Source organism: Phenylobacterium deserti (assembly GCF_003254705.1).
Taxonomy (GTDB): Bacteria; Pseudomonadota; Alphaproteobacteria; order Caulobacterales; family Caulobacteraceae; genus Phenylobacterium; species Phenylobacterium deserti.
Map to the genome: position 1 here is coordinate 311,632 of NZ_QFYR01000003.1, position 18,559 is coordinate 330,190.

Below are 18,559 nucleotides of genomic sequence, written 5' to 3' on the forward strand. Positions count from 1 at the left end.
GGACGGGCGTCAAGGCCACGCGGCCGCAGGCGCGTCAAGCGTCGCCTCGTGCTAGACGCGCGACGTGCATCGCTTGCGAATCTTTCTCGCCGACCTTCTGGGCGTAGCGATCCTCACCGGGACGTTCCTGTCCGCAGCCGCGGGAATGGGCGCGCACCTGGGTCGGATCAGCCTCGACTGGGACGTGCTGGCCCACTTCGCGCCCATCTGGCTCGCGGGAGCCGCGCTCGGCCTTGTTCTGGGTCTTCTGTTTCGCGGCAGGCTCCGCTTGTTCATCGTGGGCATCGGCCTGTTGGGCGTGGTCGCGGGCGCATGGCTGGTTGCGCCCGAGTACCTGCGCGATACCGGTCCGAAAGCCGCAGCCGGCGGCTCCGGCGAGCTGAAGATCGTCTCGCTCAACGTCTATGTGAGCAACCCTGCGCCGGAAGCGACGGCCGACTGGATCCTCGCCCAGGATCCTGACGTGGTGATCCTCGCGGAATATCGCCCCGAGGTCCGCCAGCGCATCCTTGAACGCGGCGGCTGGAACGCAACCTGCATCAGATGCGATTCCACGGTGCTAACCCGCCTGCCAATCGTGGCGACCTCCCGGGCCAAGGGCGACGGACCCCTGGTGACGGCGACGCTCCGTGACGCGCGTGGCGAGTTCACTGTGGTGGGAATGCACAACGCCTGGCCGACGGACGTGGCTGACCAACAGCGTCAGGAGGAACGCATCCGGCGCACGCTTCGCCGCTTCCCCGGCGAACGCACGATCCTTGCCGGCGACTTCAACTCCGCACCCTGGTCCTTCTCGCGGCAGCGGTGGGACCGGACGTTCGGCCTGTTCCGCCGCGACCGGGCTATCTTCAGTTGGCCGGCTCAGCCCTACAAACAACTGAAGTGGACGGCCGTTCCCTTTCTGCCAATCGATCACGTCTACGCAGGATCGGGGTGGGCGACGGTGAGCATCAAACGCGGCCCGCGCCTGACCTCCGACCACTACCCGTTAATCACGGTTCTAGCGCCGCTCGAGCCCCGCTGAGCGCAGCCTCCAGCTTCTCGCGGCGAGCGTGGTAATCGTGCACGAGTTCGCCGGCGCGGCGCTCCAGCGTTGCGCGCTGTTCTTCGATCTCGGCGAGAGCCTCCTCGTGCGAGGCTTCGAGATCAGCCAACTTCGCTTCGAGATCGGCGACCTTTTTCAGCGCGGCCGGCGACGTGCCCTTTGGCTTAGCCTTCGAAGGGGGCTTCAGCTTGGCAAGACTGTCCCGCGTACCAGCGGGTCGGCGCAGAACCTGGTCCGGCTGCGCGGTGGCCGCGGCGACGAGATCGGGATCGTCCGTCTCGTGCGCGCGGCCTTCCTTGAACACATCTTGGCGCAAGCCCCAGGCGGCCAGCGCCTTGGCTCTAGAGGTGGTCGCGACGATGTAGTCGGTGAACCCGTCGCTCGTCACGAACACCTTGAGCCGAGGCGCCACGGCGGGCCTCAGGCGTCCGCCGCCACCTTCATGGAGACGATCTTGCCGGGCGCGCGGGGCGGCTCGCCCTTCGGCAGGGCGTCCACGTGCTCCATGCCTTCCGTCACCTCGCCCCAGACGGTGTACTGGCCGTCCAGGAAGGTGGCGTCGTCGAAGCAGATGAAGAACTGGCTGTTGGCCGAGTTCGGGTTCGGCGTGCGTGCCATGGAGCAGACGCCACGGACGTGGGGCTCACGGCTGAATTCCGCCTGAAGGTTCGGCTTGTCCGAGCCGCCTGAGCCGGTCCCGGTCGGATCGCCGCCTTGAGCCATGAAGCCCGGGATCACACGGTGGAACACGACGCCGTCGTAGAAGCCCTCGCGGGCCAGTTCCTTGATCCGCTCCACGTGGCCCGGCGCCAGATCGGGACGCAGCTTGATGGTCACCGGACCCGACTCCAGCGTCATGATCAGGGTGTTCTCGGGATCGTTGGCCATCACTTCACCTCAGCAGGAATGTTCACGTCACAGGCCGAGAAGTCGGCCCCTTTGGTTGCTCGAACGCGGTCAATCTCGCCCTTGAACCAGGCGCTTTTCGGATCGATCACCCGCACCTTGGGCCGCTCCGCCGCCGGTATATCGGCCAGCACGCGGACCCGTTCCATGCGGTCTTGCGGATCAGCGACGGGTTCTCCGACCTTGATGGCCCGCACCACGTCCTGACCCGAGATCACCCGGCCCCAGGCGGCATAACGCTTCTCCAGGGAAGGATAGCCCGCCCGCATCAGGAAGAACTGGCTGTTCGCCGAGTCAGGGCTCTCGGCGCGCGCCGCGCCGGCGACGCCAGGGCAGAACAGCCCCCAGGCCGAGACCTTCCCGTCCCGGGTCATCGGGGCGAGCATCATGCTCTGGCTCATGACCGGGAGCGACTTGATGAAGCCCACTTCCGCGATGCTCTGATCAGCCGCCGTCACGAAGGCCGTCTCTGGACCACGGCGGAACGTGAACTCGCCGGGCACGTCCGGTCGGGTCGAGCCGCCCTCGCCCGTGTTCAAGGGGTCGCCGGTCTGATCCATGAAGTCTTCAATGACCCGGAAGAAGGTGTGGCCATCGTAAAAGTGCTCGAGAGCCAACTCGCGCACGCGCTGCACGAACAGCGGCGCCGCCTCCGGGATCATCTCGAGGACGATCCGACCCTTGTTGGTGTCGATCACCAGCACGTCGTTGGCGTCCGGCGTGCGCCAATCAGCTGCAACCGGTCCCGGCCGCTTCGGCACGTCGGTGATGGAGGGTTTGGCGCGAGACTGCGCTGTCGCGGCAGCAGGCAGGCAAAGGGCCGCGAACGCCGCGGCGAGCAATAGCTTGGCTCTCATGATCCTACTCGTAATAGGCGGCGGACTCGTGGACCAGTCCGTCTTCGCCGAAGCGGGCGACTTCCACCACTTCGGCGTCTGTCCGCGAGCTGTGGTAGCGGATCGCCACGCCGTCGGGCCCGCTCAACACCGCGCGAAGGGTGAAAGTTAGGCCTCCGCTCTGCAGGGCGCGGCTCCAGTAGTCCCGGAGATCCGTCTTGCCGACCACCCGGCCCGTGGGATCACCGGTGAAGCGCACGGCGTTCGGCGTCGTGAAAACGATGTCCTCGGCGTAATGGCTAAGCACGGCCTCGACATCCAGCGCGTTCCAGGCGGCGATCCAGGCTTCGGCGAAGGCGCGCGGATCAGGTCGCATTGCTGACCTTCTCCAGCAAGCGGTCCCGGACAGGCGGACTGACGAACTTGGAAACGTCACCGCCCAGCATGGCGATCTCCTTCACCAGCTTGGACGCGATCGCCTGATGGCGTGGATCCGCCATCAGGAACACGGTCTCGATCTCACGTTCCAGCTGCTGGTTCATGGCCGTCATCTGGAACTCGAACTCGAAATCGGCGACGGCTCGCAGGCCCCGCACGATGATCCCCGCACCGATGTCGCGGGCGAACTGCATGGTAAGCCCCTGGAACGGACGCACCTCGATCTCGACCCGGCTGCGAAGGGGCTCGACGGCCTCTTCGACGATCGCCACCCGCTCCTCAAGGCTGAACATCGGCCCCTTGCCGGTGTTCATGGCCACTCCGAGCACCAGCTTGTCCACCAGCTTGATGGCGCGGCCGATGATGTCGGTGTGACCGTTGTGGATCGGGTCGAAGGTGCCCGGGTAGAGGCCGACGCGCGTCACCATGAGGCTTGGTCCCCCAACTGCCCGTCTCGCGTTTCGCTAAGGCGCGGGCTTCTGGCAAGCCCTAACTTGACTTAGGCCTCGCCGCCCTCGGGAGCCTCGGGGGTCCCGTCCTCGACCTGGTCGACCTCTTCCTCGCCCGTGTCCGCCAGGCGCTCCACCGAGACCACGTGCTCATCCTTCGCCGTGCGGAAGATGATCACGCCGGAGGTGTTGCGGCCCACCATGCGAACCTGGCTCACCGGCGTGCGGATCAGTTGCCCCTGATCGGTGACCAGCAGGATCTGGTCGCTGTCCTCCACCGGGAACGAGGCTGTCAGCCGCCCGCCCCGCTTGGTGAGGTCCTGAGCAAGCAGACCCTGACCGCCACGACCGGTGCGACGGAACTCGTAGGCGGACGTGCGCTTGCCGTAGCCTTCGGTCGACACGGTGAGGATGATCTCCTCGGCCGCGCCCAGCTGGGCGAAGCGCTCCACCGACAGGGCGGCGTCGCCCGCGGCGTCATCCTCGTCGTCGGCCGCGACGGCGTCCTCCACCTCATCGCCTTCGCCGTTGGCGGCTCTGCGGTTGGCGTTCGACTGCTTGACGTAGGCGGCGCGCTCTTCGGCGCTGGCTTCGACAGAGCGAAGGATCGCCATGGAGATGACGCTGTCGCCATCGGCCAGGCGGATACCGCGAACCCCAGTGGAGTCGCGGCCGGCGAAGACACGCACCTCGTCCACCGCGAAGCGGATGCAGCGGCCCAGGGCTGTGGTGAGCAGGATGTCGTTCTGGTCGGCGTTGCAGACGCCCACGCCCACGATGGAGTCGCCCTCGTCGAGCTTCATCGCGATCTTGCCGTTTCGCTTGATGCCGATGAAGTCGCTGAGCTTGTTGCGGCGGACGTTCCCCGAGCGGGTGGCGAACATCACGTCGTACTGATCCCAGGTCGCCTCGTCTTCGGGCAGCGGCAGAATGGACGTGATGCTTTCGCCAGGCTCGATCGGCAGCAAGTTGACGAACGCCTTGCCGCGGGACGTCGGCGTGCCGACCGGCAGGCGCCACACCTTCAGCTGATAAGCCTTGCCGCCCGACGAGAAGAACAGCATCGGCGTGTGCGTGTTCGCGGAGAAGACACGGGTCACCGCATCCTCGTCCTTGGTCGCCATGCCGGAGCGGCCTTTGCCGCCGCGATGCTGGGTCCGGTAGGTCGCCAGCGGCGTGCGCTTCACATAGCCGGAGTGGGTGACCGTGATCACCATCTCCTCGCGCGCGATCAGGTCCTCGTCTTCGACGTCGGAGTCGCCGTCGACGATGTCCGTCCGGCGGGGAACGGCGAAGTTCTCGCGCACCTCGACCAGTTCTTCTCGGACGATCGCCATGACCTTCTCGCGAGAGGCCAGGATCTCGAGGAAGCCACGAATGGCCTCGGCCAGCGTGCGGGCCTCCCCGAAGATTTCGTCACGACCGAGGCCGGTAAGGCGCGACAGCGTCAGGGCGAGGATCGCCCGGGCCTGTTCGTCGGTGAGGCGGATACGGTCTCCGCCGATCACCACGGTGCGCGGATCTGCGATCAGCTCGACCAACGGCAGCATGTCGCCCGCCGGCCAATCGCGCGCCACCAGGCGCTCGCGAGCTTCCGACGGGTCCTTAGACGAGCGGATGATCTGGATGAAGTCGTCGATGTTGGCCACGGCGATCGCCAGGCCCACCAAGACGTGACCGCGATCGCGCGCCTTGGACAGCTCGTACTTGGTCCGGCGGACAACCACCTCTTCGCGGAAATCCACGAAGGCGGTGATCATCTCGCGCAGCCCCATCTGCTGGGGCCGGCCGCGGTTAAGCGCCAGCATGTTGACCCCGAACGAGGTCTGCAGCGGCGTGTAGCGATAAAGCTGGTTCAGCAGCACGTCGCCCGAAGCGTCGCGCTTCATTTCGACGACGACGCGCATGCCGTCGCGGTCGCTTTCGTCGCGCAGGTCCGCGACGCCTTCAATCCGCTTTTCACGGACGAGTTCGGCGATGCGTTCGACCAGCGCGGCCTTGTTCACCTGATAAGGGATCGCCGTGATGACGATCGCTTCACGATCCTTGCGGATCTCCTCAACGGTGGCCTTGCCGCGCATGACGACCGAACCGCGGCCTGTCATCAGCGCTTGGCGCGCACCCGAGCGGCCGATGATCTCACCGCCCGTCGGGAAATCCGGACCGGGCACGATGTCCAGCAGCTGCTCGAGGCTGACTTCCGGATCGTCGATGTAGGTGAGGCAGGCGTCGATAACCTCGCCAAGATTGTGCGGCGGGATGTTGGTGGCCATGCCGACGGCGATGCCGCCGGCGCCATTCACCAGCAGGTTCGGAATACGCGACGGCAGAACGGCCGGCTCCTGTTCGGAACCGTCGTAGTTGTCCTTGAAGTCGACCGTGTCCTTGTCGAGATCCGCAAGGATCGACATGGAAGCGCGCGTCAGACGGCATTCCGTGTAGCGCATGGCCGCGGGCGGATCATTGTCCACCGAGCCGAAGTTGCCCTGACCGTCGATCAGCAGCAGGCCCATGGAGAAGGGCTGCGCCATACGGACGAGCGTGTCGTAGATCGCGACGTCGCCGTGCGGGTGATACTTACCCATCACGTCACCGACCACGCGGGCCGACTTCACGTATGATCGATCCGGCGTGTTGCCCTGCTCGTTCATCGAGAACAGGATCCGCCGGTGCACCGGCTTCAGACCGTCCCGAACGTCAGGCAGCGCTCGGCTGACGATGACGCTCATGGCGTAGTCGAGATACGAGCGCTTCAGCTCGTCTTCGATGGCGATAGGGGCGATGCCCCCGCGCCGGTCGTCCGGAGGGGTGGTGGTCTCGTCGGTCACGGAGGGATTTTGCCGTTAGAATCGGACTGCTTATGTAGGCATCGTTGTTAGCATTCTGAAGGCGGCTGCGCCAACTCCACGCGGGTGGCGCGACCCGGAGTCCCATATGTCCATCGCTGTCGGCGAGCCTGTTCCCTGGTTTCGGGCCGCGACCCCGTCCCAGCCCGAGTTCAGTTTCGACACCGTGGCGGGACGCTATGTGCTGATGGTCTTCCTGCCCCGGGACGCCGACCGGCGGGGGGAGGTCCTGGCGGCTCTGTCCGAGAACCTGGCGACGTTCGACAACCGTCGGCTCACCGCGCTCGCCGTTGTCCGGGATGCCGCGACAGCCGTGGGGGTGAAGGATCTCAAGGCGCTCCACTGGATCCTCGACCTTGATGACCGCATCAGCCGCAAATTCGACGTAGCGGCTGACGATGGCGTAGACCGGCCCGCCTGGCTCCTGCTTGACCCCACCCTGCGCCTGCTGCGGCGCTGGAACGTGGGCGAAGAGCAGGCTCTCTTCGCCGCCTTGCCCAAGCTGCCGCCGCCGGAGCGTCATGCCGGCCCGATCATCCCTGCGCCCGTTCTGATCGCCCCCAGAATTTTCGAACCCGCTTTCTGTCAGCAGTTGATCGACCTGCTCGAAAGCGACGGCGGCGGCGCTTTCAGCGGCGTCATGCGCGATCGAGGTCAGCGCACCGTGGTGGTGATGGACGATCTGAAGAAGCGGCGTGATGTCCTGATTACTGACCCGGACCTGCAGACGGCGATCCGCCGTCGGCTCAAGGCGCGTCTTTTCCCGATGATCAACCGAGCGTTCGGCTTCAAGGTCACGCGTATCGAGCGCTACCTTGTGAGCTGCTACGCGGCGGAGGACGGCGGCGTCTTCCACGCCCACAGGGACAACACCACCCAGGGAACGGCACACCGCAAGTTCGCCGGGTCCATCAATCTGAACGACAGCTTCGAAGGCGGCGACCTGCGCTTTCCGGAATTCGGCCCCGCCACCTACCGACCGCCGGTGGGCGGCAGCTGCGTGTTCGGTTGCGGACTGCTGCATGAAGCCACGCCCGTAACCTCCGGCCGCCGCTACGCTTTCCTGCCATTCTTCTATGACGAAGCCGGCCAGTCGCTGCTCGATGCCTACCGCGAACGGATTGCCGAGACCGCTGTCGAAGCGAACTGAACACGGTGGAGCCTATGTGCTCATGATCGGTTCAGGTCGGATGCACCAAGGCTGCGCGGAATGCTAAGACGGAACGCAATGAAGAACCTGACCGCCCTCCTCCTCGCCGCAGCCGCCATCGCGACCCCGGCGGCCGCCGCTCAGAAGACCGAGACCATCAAGCCCGGCTACTGGGAGTCCACGAACCGCCTTCTCTCCCCGATCCGCGACAGCTCCACGGAGAAGCGCTGCATCACGCCCGCAGACGTGGAGAAGTTCATGAACGGGCCCAGCAACAGGCACTACGCCTGCACCTACCCGACTAAGGTGATCGATGACGGCAAGATCACCCTCAAGGGCACCTGCGTCAGCAAGAAGGGCCGGAAGGTGGCTGTGGAAGGCGAAGGCAGCTACACGCCGACCAGCTTCCAGATCAACGCCCGGATCGCTTCTGAGCTGTTCGGGATCCCGCTTTCCGGCCGCGCCTCCACCGAAGCCCGTCGGATCTCCGACACCTGCCCGCCGACCACCGCCAGCTCCGGCAAGTAAATGAGCGCTAGCCGATGGCCGTCCTGAGAAGGTCGGCCACCTTGCGGCACAGCTGCTGTCGCTCGCCGTCCTGAAGCATGGCGTCGTCATCGATCGCGCGAGCGACCGCAAACCCCATGATGATCCCTGCGACGGCTCGGGCTCGAACGGCGGCGTCCGGCGCGCCGAGCCATTCCTCCAGCGGACCGTAAAAGGTCTCGCGATTGTTCCGCCGGATGATCTCCGCCGCTTTTGTCGACGCGGCGGAGCGCAGCACCATCAGCAGGTGCTCCAGCTTCCCCTCCGGCTTCGGCTCGACGACCAGCATCTGAGCCACCCGCTCCGGGAAACTCTTAGGATCGCCGCCGAACAGGTCAGGCGGCGAAGCGCAGTTCTTCAGCGCCTCGGCGAACAGGTCTTCTTTGGATCCGAAATAACGGCAGATCAGGGCTGGATCGACGCCCGCATCGGACGCAAGGTCGCGAAGACTCGCGCCGTCATAACCCTCACGTGAGAATCGGCCACAAGCCGCTTTCAGGATGGCTGCCCGGGTTGCGGCCGCATTGCGGCTGCGTGCAGGTGTGGCCTCGACGCAACTCATCCGGGCAAACTCCTGATCTTGTCAACGCGCGTTGACTTGTATAGTTCCGCTCCACGCCTATGTCACCGCCTGTTGACTTAAGTCCGACGATCGGACGGGCGTAAGCCTTGGGGATAGGGCATGCGAAATCAAACCACGCTTGCGCTCGTTGCGTTGGCGAGCCTCACCGTCACTGCTTGCGGCAAGCCCGCGGGTCCGCCGCAGATGCCGCCGCCGGCGGTCTCGGTGGCCACGCCGCTGACGCAGAACGTCGTCGACTGGGACGACTTCACCGGCCGCTTCGAAGCGCCCGAACAGGTTCAAGTGCGCGCCCGCACCGGCGGGTACCTGCAGCAGGTGCACTTCAAGGACGGTCAGTTCGTCCGCAAGGGCCAGCTTCTCTTCACCCTAGACCCGCGTCCGGCGCAGGCTGCTCTCGCTGCCGCCCAGGCTCAAGCCCAGTCGGCACGCTCGGAGCTCCGGCGCGCCCAGTCCCTGCTGGAAGCGCAAGCCTTCTCCCGTGAGGAGTTCGAAGCCCGCCGCGCCGCCTCCCTGGTGGCGGAAGCGACCCTGCGGGCCCGCCAGCTCGACTTGGAGTTCACTCGAGTGACGGCGCCGATCTCCGGTGTGGTGTCCGACCGCCGGGTCGACCCCGGCAACGTGATCTCCGGCGGCACGTCGAACGGCGACATCCTGACGACGGTGGTCTCCACCAACCCGATCCACTTCGTCTTCGACGCCTCCGAAGCGCAGTACCTCCGCTACCAGCGTGAGGCCACCAGCCGCTCAGGCGCCCCCGTGCGGATTCGCCTGCAAGACGAAGCCGAGCCGCGCTGGAACGCCCGTCTGGAGTTCTCGGACAACGCTCTCGACCCGAACTCGGGCGCGGTGCGCCTGCGTGCGGCGGTCAACAATCCGAACGGCTTCCTCAAGCCCGGCATGTTCGGTTCCGCCCGAATGGCGGCCACCGGCGCCTACCCTGCCCTGCTGGTCCCCGAAGCGGCCGTCGTGTCCGATGGTCCGCGCAAGGTGGTCTACGTGGCGCAAGCCAACGGCGACGTGCTGATCAAGCCGGTGCAGACCGGCCCGACGACCGGCGGCCTGCGCGTCATCCGCTCCGGGATCCGTCCCGACGACCGGGTGATCGTGAACGGTCTCCAGCGCGTGCGCCCGGGCCAAAAGGTGCAAGCCAAGCTGACCGCCATCAGCCGCACCGAGCAGGCCGCAGCGACCAGCTTCACGCCGGCGCTGTCGCCGGCCGCCACCGCCACGCCGGCCAACTGAGGCCCCCATGCGTTTCTCGCATTTCTTCATCGACCGGCCGATTTTCGCGGCCGTCATCTCGGTGTTCATCGCGCTGCTGGGGATCTTCGCCTATCCGGCGCTGCCCCTCTCGCAGTACCCCGAGATCGCTCCGCCTAGCGTATCCGTCGTGGCCGCCTATCCGGGCGCCTCGGCCGAGACACTCGCAGAAGCGGTGGCCGCGCCTCTCGAGCAAGAGGTGAACGGCGTCGAGGGCATGCTCTACATGACCTCGTCTTCCGCGAACGGCGCGGTGACCCTCACCGTCACCTTCCGTCCGGGCACCGACCTCGATCAGGCCCAGGTGCTTGTCCAGAACCGTGTGGCCCTGGCTGAGCCGCGCCTGCCCGAGCAGGTCCGCCAGATCGGCGTCACCGTGAACAAGGAAGCCACCGGCTTCCTGCTGCTGGTCGCCCTGACGTCCAAGGACCCGAACGTCACCACGGACTACATCGGCAACTACGCCCAATCGGAGCTGCGTGACCGCCTCCTCCGCATCCCGGGCGTCGGCGGCGTGCAGGTCTTCGGCGGCGGCTTCTACTCGATGCGCGTCTGGATCGACCCCAACCGAGCGGCTGCGCGCAATCTGACCGCCTCGGAAATCGTGGGAGCCCTGCGCAACCAGAACCTCCAGGTCGCTGGCGGCGCGCTCGGCCAATCGCCCTCGGGGCCCGGCGTCGCCACCGAGTTGCCGATCCAGGTCCAGGGCCGCTTGTCCGATCCCGAACAGTTCGGCGACGTAGTCATCCGCACTGATGCGGAGGGTCGCATCGTCCGCGTCCGCGACGTCGCTCGCGTGGAAGTCGGCTCGCAGGACTACAACATCCGCGGCTACTTCGACGGCCAGCGCGGCATCGGTATCGCCGTCATCCAGCAGCCCGGGTCCAACGCCCTGGAAACCGCTGAAGCCGTGCTGCGCACGGTCGAAGAGGCCAAGCCGTCGTTCCCGCAGGGCGTCGAGTACTCGATCCCCTACAACCCGACCATCTACGTCGAAGAGTCCGTGAAGGCGGTTCAGCACACCCTGCTGGAAGCCGTCGTGCTGGTGACCATCGTGGTCATCGTGTTCCTGCAGACCTGGCGCGCCGCGATCATTCCGATCATCGCCATGCCGGTGTCCCTGCTGGGCAGCTTCGCCGTCCTGCTGGCGCTCGGCTACTCGATCAACTCCTTGTCCCTGTTCGCCCTCGTGCTGGCGGTGGGCATTGTGGTCGACGACGCCATCGTCGTCGTGGAGAACGTCGAGCGAAACATACGCCTGGGGATGACCCCTCGGGAGGCCGCCTACCGGACCATGGATGAGGTGACCGGCGCGCTGATCGCCATCGGCCTGGTGCTGCTGGCGGTGTTCGTGCCCACCGCCTTCGTCTCGGGCATTCCGGGCAAGTTCTATCGTGAGTTCGCGGTGACCATCTCGGCGGCCACCCTGATCTCGCTGCTGGTTTCCTTGACCCTGTCGCCCGCGCTGGCCGCGCTGCTGCTGAAGCCACACAAGGAAGGCGCTCACCACCCAGCGTGGATGCGGCCTGTTGTCGTCGCCGGCGAGAAGTTCAACAGCGGCTTCAATTGGCTCAGCGACCGTTATGGCCGCCTGACCGCCCGGCTGGTGCGCGCCAGCATCCTGATGCTGGTCCTCTACGCCGGCCTGCTCGCCCTCACCGGCTGGCGCCTGGCCGCCACGCCCAGCGGCTTCATCCCGCCGCAGGACCAGGGCTATCTGATCGGCGTTGTCCAGCTTCCCCCGGGCGCCAGCCTCGACCGCACGGACGCCGTGCTGAAGAAGGCGGTCACAGAGATCCAGTCCATGCCCGGCGTGCTCGGCTCCGCGGCCTTCTCAGGCTTGGATGGCGCAAGCTTCTCCATGCAGTCCAACGCCGCGACCGTCTTCGTCCGCCTCAAGGACTGGGACGAGCGTGGTAAGGACCTGAACGCGGACGCCATCGCCGGCGCGGTAATGGGCAAGCTCAGCGCCATTGAGGACGCCAACATCTTCGTGCTGTCGCCGCCCCCCGTTCAGGGCCTCGGCAACGCAGGCGGCTTCAAGATGATGGTGCAAGACCGTTCGGGCGCCGGCTATCAGGCGCTTGAACAGGCGGCCAACGGAATCATGGGCGCCTCTATGACCAACCAGAACGTGCTGGGCGTCTTCAACCAGTTCAACACGGGCTCGCCGCGCATCTCGGCGGAAGTCGATCGCGATCGAGCGCTGTTGATGGGCGTGCAGCCGGCGGATGTCTACGCGACCCTCGGCACTTACCTTGGCTCCACCTATGTCAACGACTTCAGCCTGGGCGGCCGCACCTTCCGGGTGACGGCGCAGGCCGAGCCTTCGGGGCGCAACAACGTCTCCGACGTCGCCAACCTGCGCGTCCGTTCGGCGGCCGGTTCGATGGTGCCGCTCGGCTCGGTCACTCAGCTGAACGACGACACGGGGCCGGTGCGCGTGGTCCGCTTCAATGGGTTCCCGGCCGCGGAAATCCAGGGTGCGGCGGCGCCGGGCGTTTCGTCCGGTCAGGCGCTGACCACCATGGAGCAGATCGCCACGCAGGTGCTGCCTCCGGGCATGAGCTACGAGTGGACCGAACTCGCCTACCAGCAGAAGACCGCCGGCAACACGGCGGGCCTCGTGTTCGGCATGGCCGTGATCCTGGTCTTCCTGGTGTTGGCGGCCCAATACGAAGCCCTGACGCTTCCGTTGGCGGTCATCCTCATCGTGCCGATGTGTATCCTTGCGGCGCTGCTGGGGGTGAATCTCCGGGGTCAGGACAACAACATCCTGACGCAGATCGGGCTGGTGGTGCTGGTCGCCCTGGCGGCGAAGAACGCGATCCTGATCGTGGAATTCGCCAAGCAAGCCGAGGATCATGAGGGCAAGAACCGGTTCGAAGCGGCCGTCACCGCCGCCCGGACCCGCCTGCGCCCCATCCTGATGACCTCCTTCGCCTTCATCTTCGGCGTCGTGCCGCTGATGCTGGCCACGGGCCCCGGCGCGGAGATGCGTCAGGCGCTTGGCACGGCAGTGTTCTTCGGGATGCTCGGGGTGACCCTGTTCGGCCTGGTCTTCACGCCGGTGTTCTACGTCGTCAGCCGCTGGCTCGGTCAGCGGATGCCCAAGCCTCCGCAGAAGGAGCGCGTCTACCCCACGACCGGCGGCGGGACTCCGCATGACCCGCTGAGCGGCGAGCCGGAAGGAGCCCGTTCGTGAAGTCCCTCTTCGTGAAGCCTCTTCCCGTGAAGCCCTGGCGCTCCGCCTTGGCCCTTAGCGCAGCCGCTCTCCTGAGCGCCTGCGCAGTGGGACCGGACTATCGGGCGCCGGCGAACACGCCCGGCCAGGGGGCCTTCGTGGCCGCCGCCCAGGGTCCCTTCTCCGCTGAGCAGCCGCCGGGCGACTGGTGGCGCCTGTACCAGGATCCCACTCTGGATGGTCTGGTCGCCGACGCCCTGGCCAACAACCGGGACATCGCGGTCGCGACGGCCAACCTCGCTCAGGTCCGCGCTATTCTGTCGGAGGCTCGGACCGCCCGCCTGCCTGGCACCCAGGTGACCGGGTCGGCGGCGCGTGTGCGCCAGCCGAACCCGCTGACGGGCCAGGCGATGGAGATCGACACGAGCTCCCTGGGCCTGGATGTCTCCTACGAGGTCGACCTGTTCGGTCGGGTCGGTAGGTCCATCGAGGCAGCGCGTGCGGAAACGCAAGCGGCCGAGGCGGCGCTGGAAGTGGTGCGCGTCTCCGTCGCAGCGGAAACCGCCCGCGCCTATGCCGACGCATGCGGCGCCAACGCTCAGCTCGCCGTGGCTCAGCGCACGGTGGGCGTGCAGCAGGAAAGCGCTCAGCTGACCCAGACCATCTTGCGAGCCGGCCGCGGAACGGGGCTGGATGTGGCGAGTGCGAACGCTCAGCTGGAGTCGACGCGCGCCAGCATCCCGCCGCTGGAAGCCGCCCGGGATGCGGCGCTCTTCCGGCTTGCGGTGCTGACCGGCCGTCCGCCCGCCGAGGCTTCGACCGCGGCGCGCGCCTGCCTGCGGCCCCCGCAGATTGTCAGCCCGATCCCGGTGGGTGACGGCGCGGCCCTGCTGCGTCGCCGTCCGGATGTCCGCCAGGCCGAGCGTCGCCTCGCGGCTTCCACGGCCCGGATCGGCGTCGCCACGGCGTCGCTTTACCCGAGCATCTCGCTTGGGGGCTCGATCGCCACCGCCGGGGGCATGTTCCAGGAGTTCGGCGACGACTATCAGTTCAGCGTCGGCCCGCTGATCAGCTGGACTTTCCCCAACATCCTCGCGGCGCGAGCGCGGATCGCCCAGGCGGGCGCGGCGGCCGAAGGCGCTTTGGCGACCTTCGAGCAGACCAACCTCGTCGCCCTGCAGGAGACCGAGACGGCTCTGAGCGCCTACGCTCGCGAGCTCGACCGGCGCAATGCGCTGCGGCGGGCGCGGGACCAGGGCGCGCGCGCCGTGGAGCTGTCGCGACTGCGCTATCGTGAGGGGGCCGACAGCTTCCTCTCCGTCCTAGACGCGGAGCGCACCTTGGCAAACCTCGAAGCCCAGCTCGCCCAGTCCGAGACGGCTGTGACCTCGACCCAGATCACCTTGTTCAAGGCTCTGGGCGGCGGCTGGTCGCAGACCGCGAGCTGACCTCTTCCGTGACGGCGATCCGGCTCTACACTAGCTGGATCGCCGTTCGGAGTTTGCAGTGTCCCTCCGCCTCCTTCTCGCCTTCACCGCTCTCGCCGCCCCAGCAACCGCCCTTTCGCAGGACCGGGCGACGGCTTGGCGTCTGATCCGCACGCCGGCGGGCCAGGTCTGGGCGGCGCAAGCCGACATCACGGCGGCGCCTGAGAAGCCTGGCGGGCCAAAGGAGGTCCGACAGCTCACGCGCGGCCCGTGGCTGCAGCCGCGGCTGCCTTCGGACTGGACCATCACCCGCGTCCGATATGAGTGCGGCAAGGACCGCTTCCGCACTCTGCAAGCCGAGCAGTTCACCCTCGCCGGACAACGCAAGTCACGGCGCGGCGGCCCCTCCGGCCCGATCGAGCCCGAGACCCTGGCCGCTACGATCTACGGCATGGCCTGCAACGGCGCTTCGCTCGGCGATGCGCCGCGGGCCGATGATCTGGCCGCGGTGTTCCGTGCCGAGTACCTGTCCGACCCCGCGCCTCCCGCAACGCCCGCTCCGTAGCTGTCAGGCGAGGTCGACCCGCGCCCCGTGGGTGAAGACCTCAAAGCCGTCAGCGCGGCATACAGCAATCAAGGTCACGCCCGCCTCATCGGCGGTTCGCACGGCCAGCGTGGTCGGGGCGGAGACGGCGCAGATCACCGGCGCGCCGAAGGCCGCGACCTTCTGCACCATCTCAACGGACACACGGCTGGTCAGGAGCACGGCTCCCACACTCGACGCGCCCTTCCGCGCCAGAGCGCCCACGAGCTTGTCCAAAGCGTTGTGCCGCCCGACGTCCTCACGCACGGCGACTAGCGTCTCGTCCTGCCAGAAGCCCGCAGCGTGCGCCGCCCTCGTGCTGTGGCCGAGCGTCTGACGGTCGGTCATAGCCGACATGCCGCGCAGCAGGGACTCCGGCGTGATGCTGAACCCTTGCGCCTCGACGCGTGACGTAGATCGCTTGGACGCCGCCAGGCTCTCGACGCCGCAAAGCCCGCAGCCGGTGGGGCCCGCGAGCTTGCGGCGGCGCATGGCGATCTTCGCCGCCGTCGCGGCGTCGAGCCACACGCGCGCCTCGATACCTTCGGCCTGACGAACGGCTTCCACATCGCGGATTTGATCAAGGGCGCTGACCAGCCCCTCGGTCAGGCTGAAGCCGATGGCGAAGTCCTCCAGATCGGCGGGCGTCGCCATCATCACGGCCGTGGTCGAGCCGTTATGCACCAGGGCGACCGGCGCTTCCTCGGCCACCATCCGCTCGCCGATGGCCGGTCCACCGGCTGTCCAGCTCAGCCGGGGCAGAAGACTGGTGGTCGTGACGTTCATCTCCGCCCCTTGGAAGCGGACGTGGATGATCCCTCCCCCGCCGCCGCAACGTAACGCTTCGTCCGGCATTGAAGTTCAGCAAGCTTCGCAGGGGGTCCGCATGACCAAGGCTTCGGACACGCCGCGCATCAAGCCTTACGATGGCCCGTCCGGCGGCTATGGCTCTGTGAAGTCGGTTGCGGAAATCCTGACCCGCGAAGGTGTCCTGCTGGAGGGTGGCGAGGCGCTGCTCCACCAGAACAAGCCGGGCGGCTACATGTGCGTGAGCTGCGCCTGGGCCAAGCCTGCCAAGCCGCACCCGCTGGAAATTTGCGAGAACGGGGTGAAGGCGACCGCCTGGGAGATCACCGGCAAGAAGGTCGATCCCGAATTCTTCCAGGCGCACACGCTGACGGAGCTGGAGGACTGGCTCGACTACCGCCTGGAAGAGGCCGGTCGGCTCACCCAGCCCATGCGCTGGAACCCGCAGACCGACAAGTACGAGCCGGTGGCCTGGGAAGCGGCGTTCGAGGAGATCGGCCGCGAGCTGAAGGCGCTAAGCGCTGATCCCGATCAGGTGGTCTTCTACGCCAGCGGGCGGGCGAGCCTTGAGACCAGCTACATGTATCAGCTGCTGGCGCGGGCCTATGGGACCAACAACCTCCCGGACAGCTCCAACATGTGCCACGAGAGCACCTCGGTGGCGCTCCCGCAGAGCATCGGGGTATCGGTAGGCACCGTCACCCTGCAGGACTTCGAGCAGGCCGACCTGATCCTTTACGTCGGCCACAATCCCGGTACGTCTTCGCCCCGCATCCTCCACCAGTTGCAGGAAGCGGTGAAGCGCGGGGCCACGGTGATCGGCTTCAACCCATTGCGCGAGCGTGGCCTGGAGCGCTTCAAGAATCCGCAGTCCCCCCGCGAAATGGTGGTCCAGCAGGAGACCCAGATCGCCTCTGCGATCCACCAAGTCCGCAACGGGGGCGACATCGCGGCGCTGACCGGGATCTGCAAGGCGCTGATCGCCGCCGATGACGAAGCCATAGCCCGAGGCGAGGCCCACGGCACGGACCGACCCGACCTGCTGGCCAAGACAGAGAACGATGCCGGGTTCTCCATGGAAGCTGCCGCGGCCAGCGCCGCCAATCGCCGGGTGCTGGATCACGACTTCATCGCGGAGCACACGGCCGGATTCGTGGAGTTCGCGGAGTACTGCCGCCGCGCGGACTGGGGGGAGATCGAACAGGTCTCGGGCCTCACGCGTGCGGCGCTGCAAGAAGTGGCGCATCGCTACGCCACGGCCGACCGCGTAATGGCTATTTACGGCATGGGCCTAACTCAGCACGTCGCGGGCGTCGAGAACGTGCAGATGCTGGTCAACCTGCTGCTGCTGCGCGGCAACATTGGCAAGGCGGGGGCCGGGATATGCGCCGTTCGGGGCCACTCGAACGTGCAAGGCCAGCGCACCGTCGGCATCACCGAAAAGCCGGAACTCGCGCCGCTCGATCAGCTCAAGGCGATGTACGGCTTCGAGCCGCCGCGACACGAGGGGGTCACCACAGTCACGGCCTGCGAGAAGATGATCAGCGGCGAAGTGAAGGCCTTCGTCGCCCTGGGCGGCAACTTCGTCCGCGCCGCTCCCGACCTGCCTCGAGTGGAGGCCGCCTGGCGCAGGCTGCGCCTCAGCGTCGCCATCGCCACCAAGCTCAATCGCAGCCACGTGGTGCACGGCGAGGTCGCCTATCTTCTCCCTTGCCTGGGCCGGATCGAGATCGATGAACAGGCGACGGGTCCCCAGATCGTTTCCATGGAGAGCAGCCTGGCTCATTTCCACGGCTCGGTCGGACGGGTCCGCCCGGCGAGCCCTCACCTGCGGTCCGAACCGGCCATCGTGGCCGCCATCGCAAAGGCGGCGCTGCCGCCCAACCCGCTGATCCCATGGGACGCTTGGGTGGCGGATTACAGCCGTGTCCGCACGGCCATCGAGGAGACCTGGCCCGCCACCTTCAAGGGGCTGAACGAGAAGATGATGCAGCCGGGCGGCCTGACCCGGCCGCTGGCTGCGCGCGAGCGCAAATGGAACACTCGAAGCGGCAAGGCCAACTTCATCACGCCCACACAGATGTTCGCCGGGCGGCCGGAGAGCTTGGGCGAAGCGGGCGTGCTGCAGTTGCTGACCTTGCGCAGCAACGACCAGTTCAACACCACGGTCTACGGCTACCATGACCGCTTCCGCGGCGTGAAAGGCACTCGGCTGGTGGTGTTCATGAACGCCGCCGACATCGCCGATCTCGGCTTGGCGGCGGACATGTTCGTTGATCTGGAGACCGTGATCGAGGACGGGGTTTCGCGCACCGTGCAGGGTCTCAGGATCGTGCCCTACGACATCCCCAAGGGCTGCATCGGCGCCTACTATCCCGAAACGAACCCGCTGGTGCCCCTCGGTCATCACGACAAGCAAGCCCACACCCCGGCCTACAAGGCCGTGCCGGTGCGGGTGACGCGGGCCGAGCGGCAATCGCCGGCCCGCGCCGGATAGGT

Annotated in this window: 16 protein-coding genes; 8 read left to right on the top strand and 8 right to left on the bottom strand. The window is 66.9% G+C overall.

Annotated features, from left to right (window positions below; all coding sequences use genetic code 11):
- Window positions 1-64 precede the first annotated feature (64 nt).
- Window positions 65-1,024 (top strand): endonuclease/exonuclease/phosphatase family protein, encoded by a 960-nt coding sequence (locus tag DJ018_RS14065; RefSeq protein WP_133254302.1) that lies wholly within the window; start codon window positions 65-67, stop codon window positions 1,022-1,024.
- Here DJ018_RS14065 and DJ018_RS14070 read toward each other — a convergent pair.
- The 6 genes from DJ018_RS14070 to gyrA form a co-directional block, all read right to left on the bottom strand.
- Window positions 993-1,457 carry a hypothetical protein gene (locus tag DJ018_RS14070; protein WP_111515588.1) on the bottom strand — a complete coding sequence of 155 codons (465 nt, stop codon included), beginning with the start codon at window positions 1,455-1,457 and terminating at the stop codon, window positions 993-995. The two genes, DJ018_RS14065 and DJ018_RS14070, sit on opposite strands and share 32 nt — an antisense overlap.
- Before the next feature lie 8 nt (window positions 1,458-1,465).
- A complete protein-coding gene (locus tag DJ018_RS14075) occupies window positions 1,466-1,933 on the bottom strand; it encodes a peptidylprolyl isomerase (RefSeq protein ID WP_111515589.1) in 468 nt (155 codons plus the stop codon).
- Window positions 1,933-2,808 carry a peptidylprolyl isomerase gene (locus tag DJ018_RS14080; protein ID WP_111515590.1) on the bottom strand — a complete coding sequence of 292 codons (876 nt, stop codon included), beginning with the start codon at window positions 2,806-2,808 and terminating at the stop codon, window positions 1,933-1,935. The genes DJ018_RS14075 and DJ018_RS14080 overlap by 1 nt, the downstream gene beginning before the upstream one ends.
- Window positions 2,809-2,812: 4 nt before the next feature.
- The gene (locus tag DJ018_RS14085; protein WP_111515591.1) at window positions 2,813-3,163 is read right to left on the bottom strand and encodes a nuclear transport factor 2 family protein; all 351 of its coding nucleotides are present in this window, start codon (window positions 3,161-3,163) and stop codon (window positions 2,813-2,815) included.
- Complete coding sequence (coaD, locus tag DJ018_RS14090) at window positions 3,153-3,653, bottom strand: pantetheine-phosphate adenylyltransferase (RefSeq protein ID WP_111515592.1); 501 nt, start codon at window positions 3,651-3,653, stop codon at window positions 3,153-3,155. Before coaD ends, DJ018_RS14085 begins: the two co-directional genes overlap by 11 nt.
- 71 nt (window positions 3,654-3,724) lie before the next feature.
- Window positions 3,725-6,502: a DNA gyrase subunit A gene (gyrA, locus tag DJ018_RS14095; protein WP_111515593.1), complete on the bottom strand. Its 2,778-nt coding sequence runs from the start codon at window positions 6,500-6,502 to the stop codon at window positions 3,725-3,727.
- A gap of 106 nt (window positions 6,503-6,608) precedes the next feature.
- Here gyrA and DJ018_RS14100 point away from each other — a divergent pair, with 106 nt between their 5' ends.
- Entirely contained in the window at window positions 6,609-7,670 is a 1,062-nt protein-coding gene (locus DJ018_RS14100) for a 2OG-Fe(II) oxygenase (RefSeq protein WP_111515594.1), read from the top strand.
- Between the two features lie 78 nt (window positions 7,671-7,748).
- Window positions 7,749-8,198 (top strand): DUF3617 domain-containing protein, encoded by a 450-nt coding sequence (locus DJ018_RS14105; RefSeq protein WP_165842927.1) that lies wholly within the window; start codon window positions 7,749-7,751, stop codon window positions 8,196-8,198.
- Between the two features lie 7 nt (window positions 8,199-8,205).
- Here the strand turns inward: DJ018_RS14105 and DJ018_RS14110 are convergent, their stop codons facing one another.
- Window positions 8,206-8,778, bottom strand: coding sequence for a TetR/AcrR family transcriptional regulator (locus DJ018_RS14110; protein ID WP_111515596.1), 573 nt, complete (start codon window positions 8,776-8,778; stop codon window positions 8,206-8,208).
- A gap of 120 nt (window positions 8,779-8,898) precedes the next feature.
- On the opposite strand from DJ018_RS14110, the gene DJ018_RS14115 reads away from it, so the two are divergent.
- Genes DJ018_RS14115 through DJ018_RS14130 form a run of 4 tightly spaced genes read left to right on the top strand, consistent with a single transcriptional unit; the run spans window position 8,899 to window position 15,235 of the window.
- Window positions 8,899-10,041 (top strand): efflux RND transporter periplasmic adaptor subunit, encoded by a 1,143-nt coding sequence (locus DJ018_RS14115; protein WP_111515597.1) that lies wholly within the window; start codon window positions 8,899-8,901, stop codon window positions 10,039-10,041.
- Window positions 10,042-10,048: 7 nt separating this feature from the next.
- Complete coding sequence (locus tag DJ018_RS14120) at window positions 10,049-13,264, top strand: efflux RND transporter permease subunit (protein WP_111515598.1); 3,216 nt, start codon at window positions 10,049-10,051, stop codon at window positions 13,262-13,264.
- A complete protein-coding gene (locus DJ018_RS14125) occupies window positions 13,261-14,691 on the top strand; it encodes an efflux transporter outer membrane subunit (RefSeq protein WP_240609558.1) in 1,431 nt (476 codons plus the stop codon). Before DJ018_RS14120 ends, DJ018_RS14125 begins: the two co-directional genes overlap by 4 nt.
- A gap of 58 nt (window positions 14,692-14,749) precedes the next feature.
- Entirely contained in the window at window positions 14,750-15,235 is a 486-nt protein-coding gene (locus tag DJ018_RS14130) for a hypothetical protein (RefSeq protein ID WP_111515599.1), read from the top strand.
- Window positions 15,236-15,238: 3 nt separating this feature from the next.
- Here the strand turns inward: DJ018_RS14130 and fdhD are convergent, their stop codons facing one another.
- Complete coding sequence (gene fdhD / locus DJ018_RS14135; RefSeq protein ID WP_111515600.1) at window positions 15,239-16,039, bottom strand: formate dehydrogenase accessory sulfurtransferase FdhD; 801 nt, start codon at window positions 16,037-16,039, stop codon at window positions 15,239-15,241.
- A gap of 100 nt (window positions 16,040-16,139) precedes the next feature.
- Here fdhD and DJ018_RS14140 point away from each other — a divergent pair, with 100 nt between their 5' ends.
- A complete protein-coding gene (locus DJ018_RS14140; protein ID WP_111515601.1) occupies window positions 16,140-18,557 on the top strand; it encodes an FdhF/YdeP family oxidoreductase in 2,418 nt (805 codons plus the stop codon).
- Window positions 18,558-18,559 lie beyond the last annotated feature (2 nt).

Coding starts and splice junctions, on each gene's coding strand:
- DJ018_RS14120 (WP_111515598.1), top strand. CDS start 10,049: ATGCGTTTCTCGCATTTCTTCATCGACCGGCCGATTTTCGCGGCCGTC.
- DJ018_RS14140 (WP_111515601.1), top strand. CDS start 16,140: ATGACCAAGGCTTCGGACACGCCGCGCATCAAGCCTTACGATGGCCCG.
- DJ018_RS14075 (WP_111515589.1), bottom strand. CDS start 1,933: ATGGCCAACGATCCCGAGAACACCCTGATCATGACGCTGGAGTCGGGT.
- DJ018_RS14110 (WP_111515596.1), bottom strand. CDS start 8,778: ATGAGTTGCGTCGAGGCCACACCTGCACGCAGCCGCAATGCGGCCGCA.
- DJ018_RS14105 (WP_165842927.1), top strand. CDS start 7,749: ATGAAGAACCTGACCGCCCTCCTCCTCGCCGCAGCCGCCATCGCGACC.
- fdhD (WP_111515600.1), bottom strand. CDS start 16,039: ATGAACGTCACGACCACCAGTCTTCTGCCCCGGCTGAGCTGGACAGCC.
- DJ018_RS14080 (WP_111515590.1), bottom strand. CDS start 2,808: ATGAGAGCCAAGCTATTGCTCGCCGCGGCGTTCGCGGCCCTTTGCCTG.
- DJ018_RS14115 (WP_111515597.1), top strand. CDS start 8,899: ATGCGAAATCAAACCACGCTTGCGCTCGTTGCGTTGGCGAGCCTCACC.
- coaD (WP_111515592.1), bottom strand. CDS start 3,653: ATGGTGACGCGCGTCGGCCTCTACCCGGGCACCTTCGACCCGATCCAC.
- DJ018_RS14100 (WP_111515594.1), top strand. CDS start 6,609: ATGTCCATCGCTGTCGGCGAGCCTGTTCCCTGGTTTCGGGCCGCGACC.
- DJ018_RS14085 (WP_111515591.1), bottom strand. CDS start 3,163: ATGCGACCTGATCCGCGCGCCTTCGCCGAAGCCTGGATCGCCGCCTGG.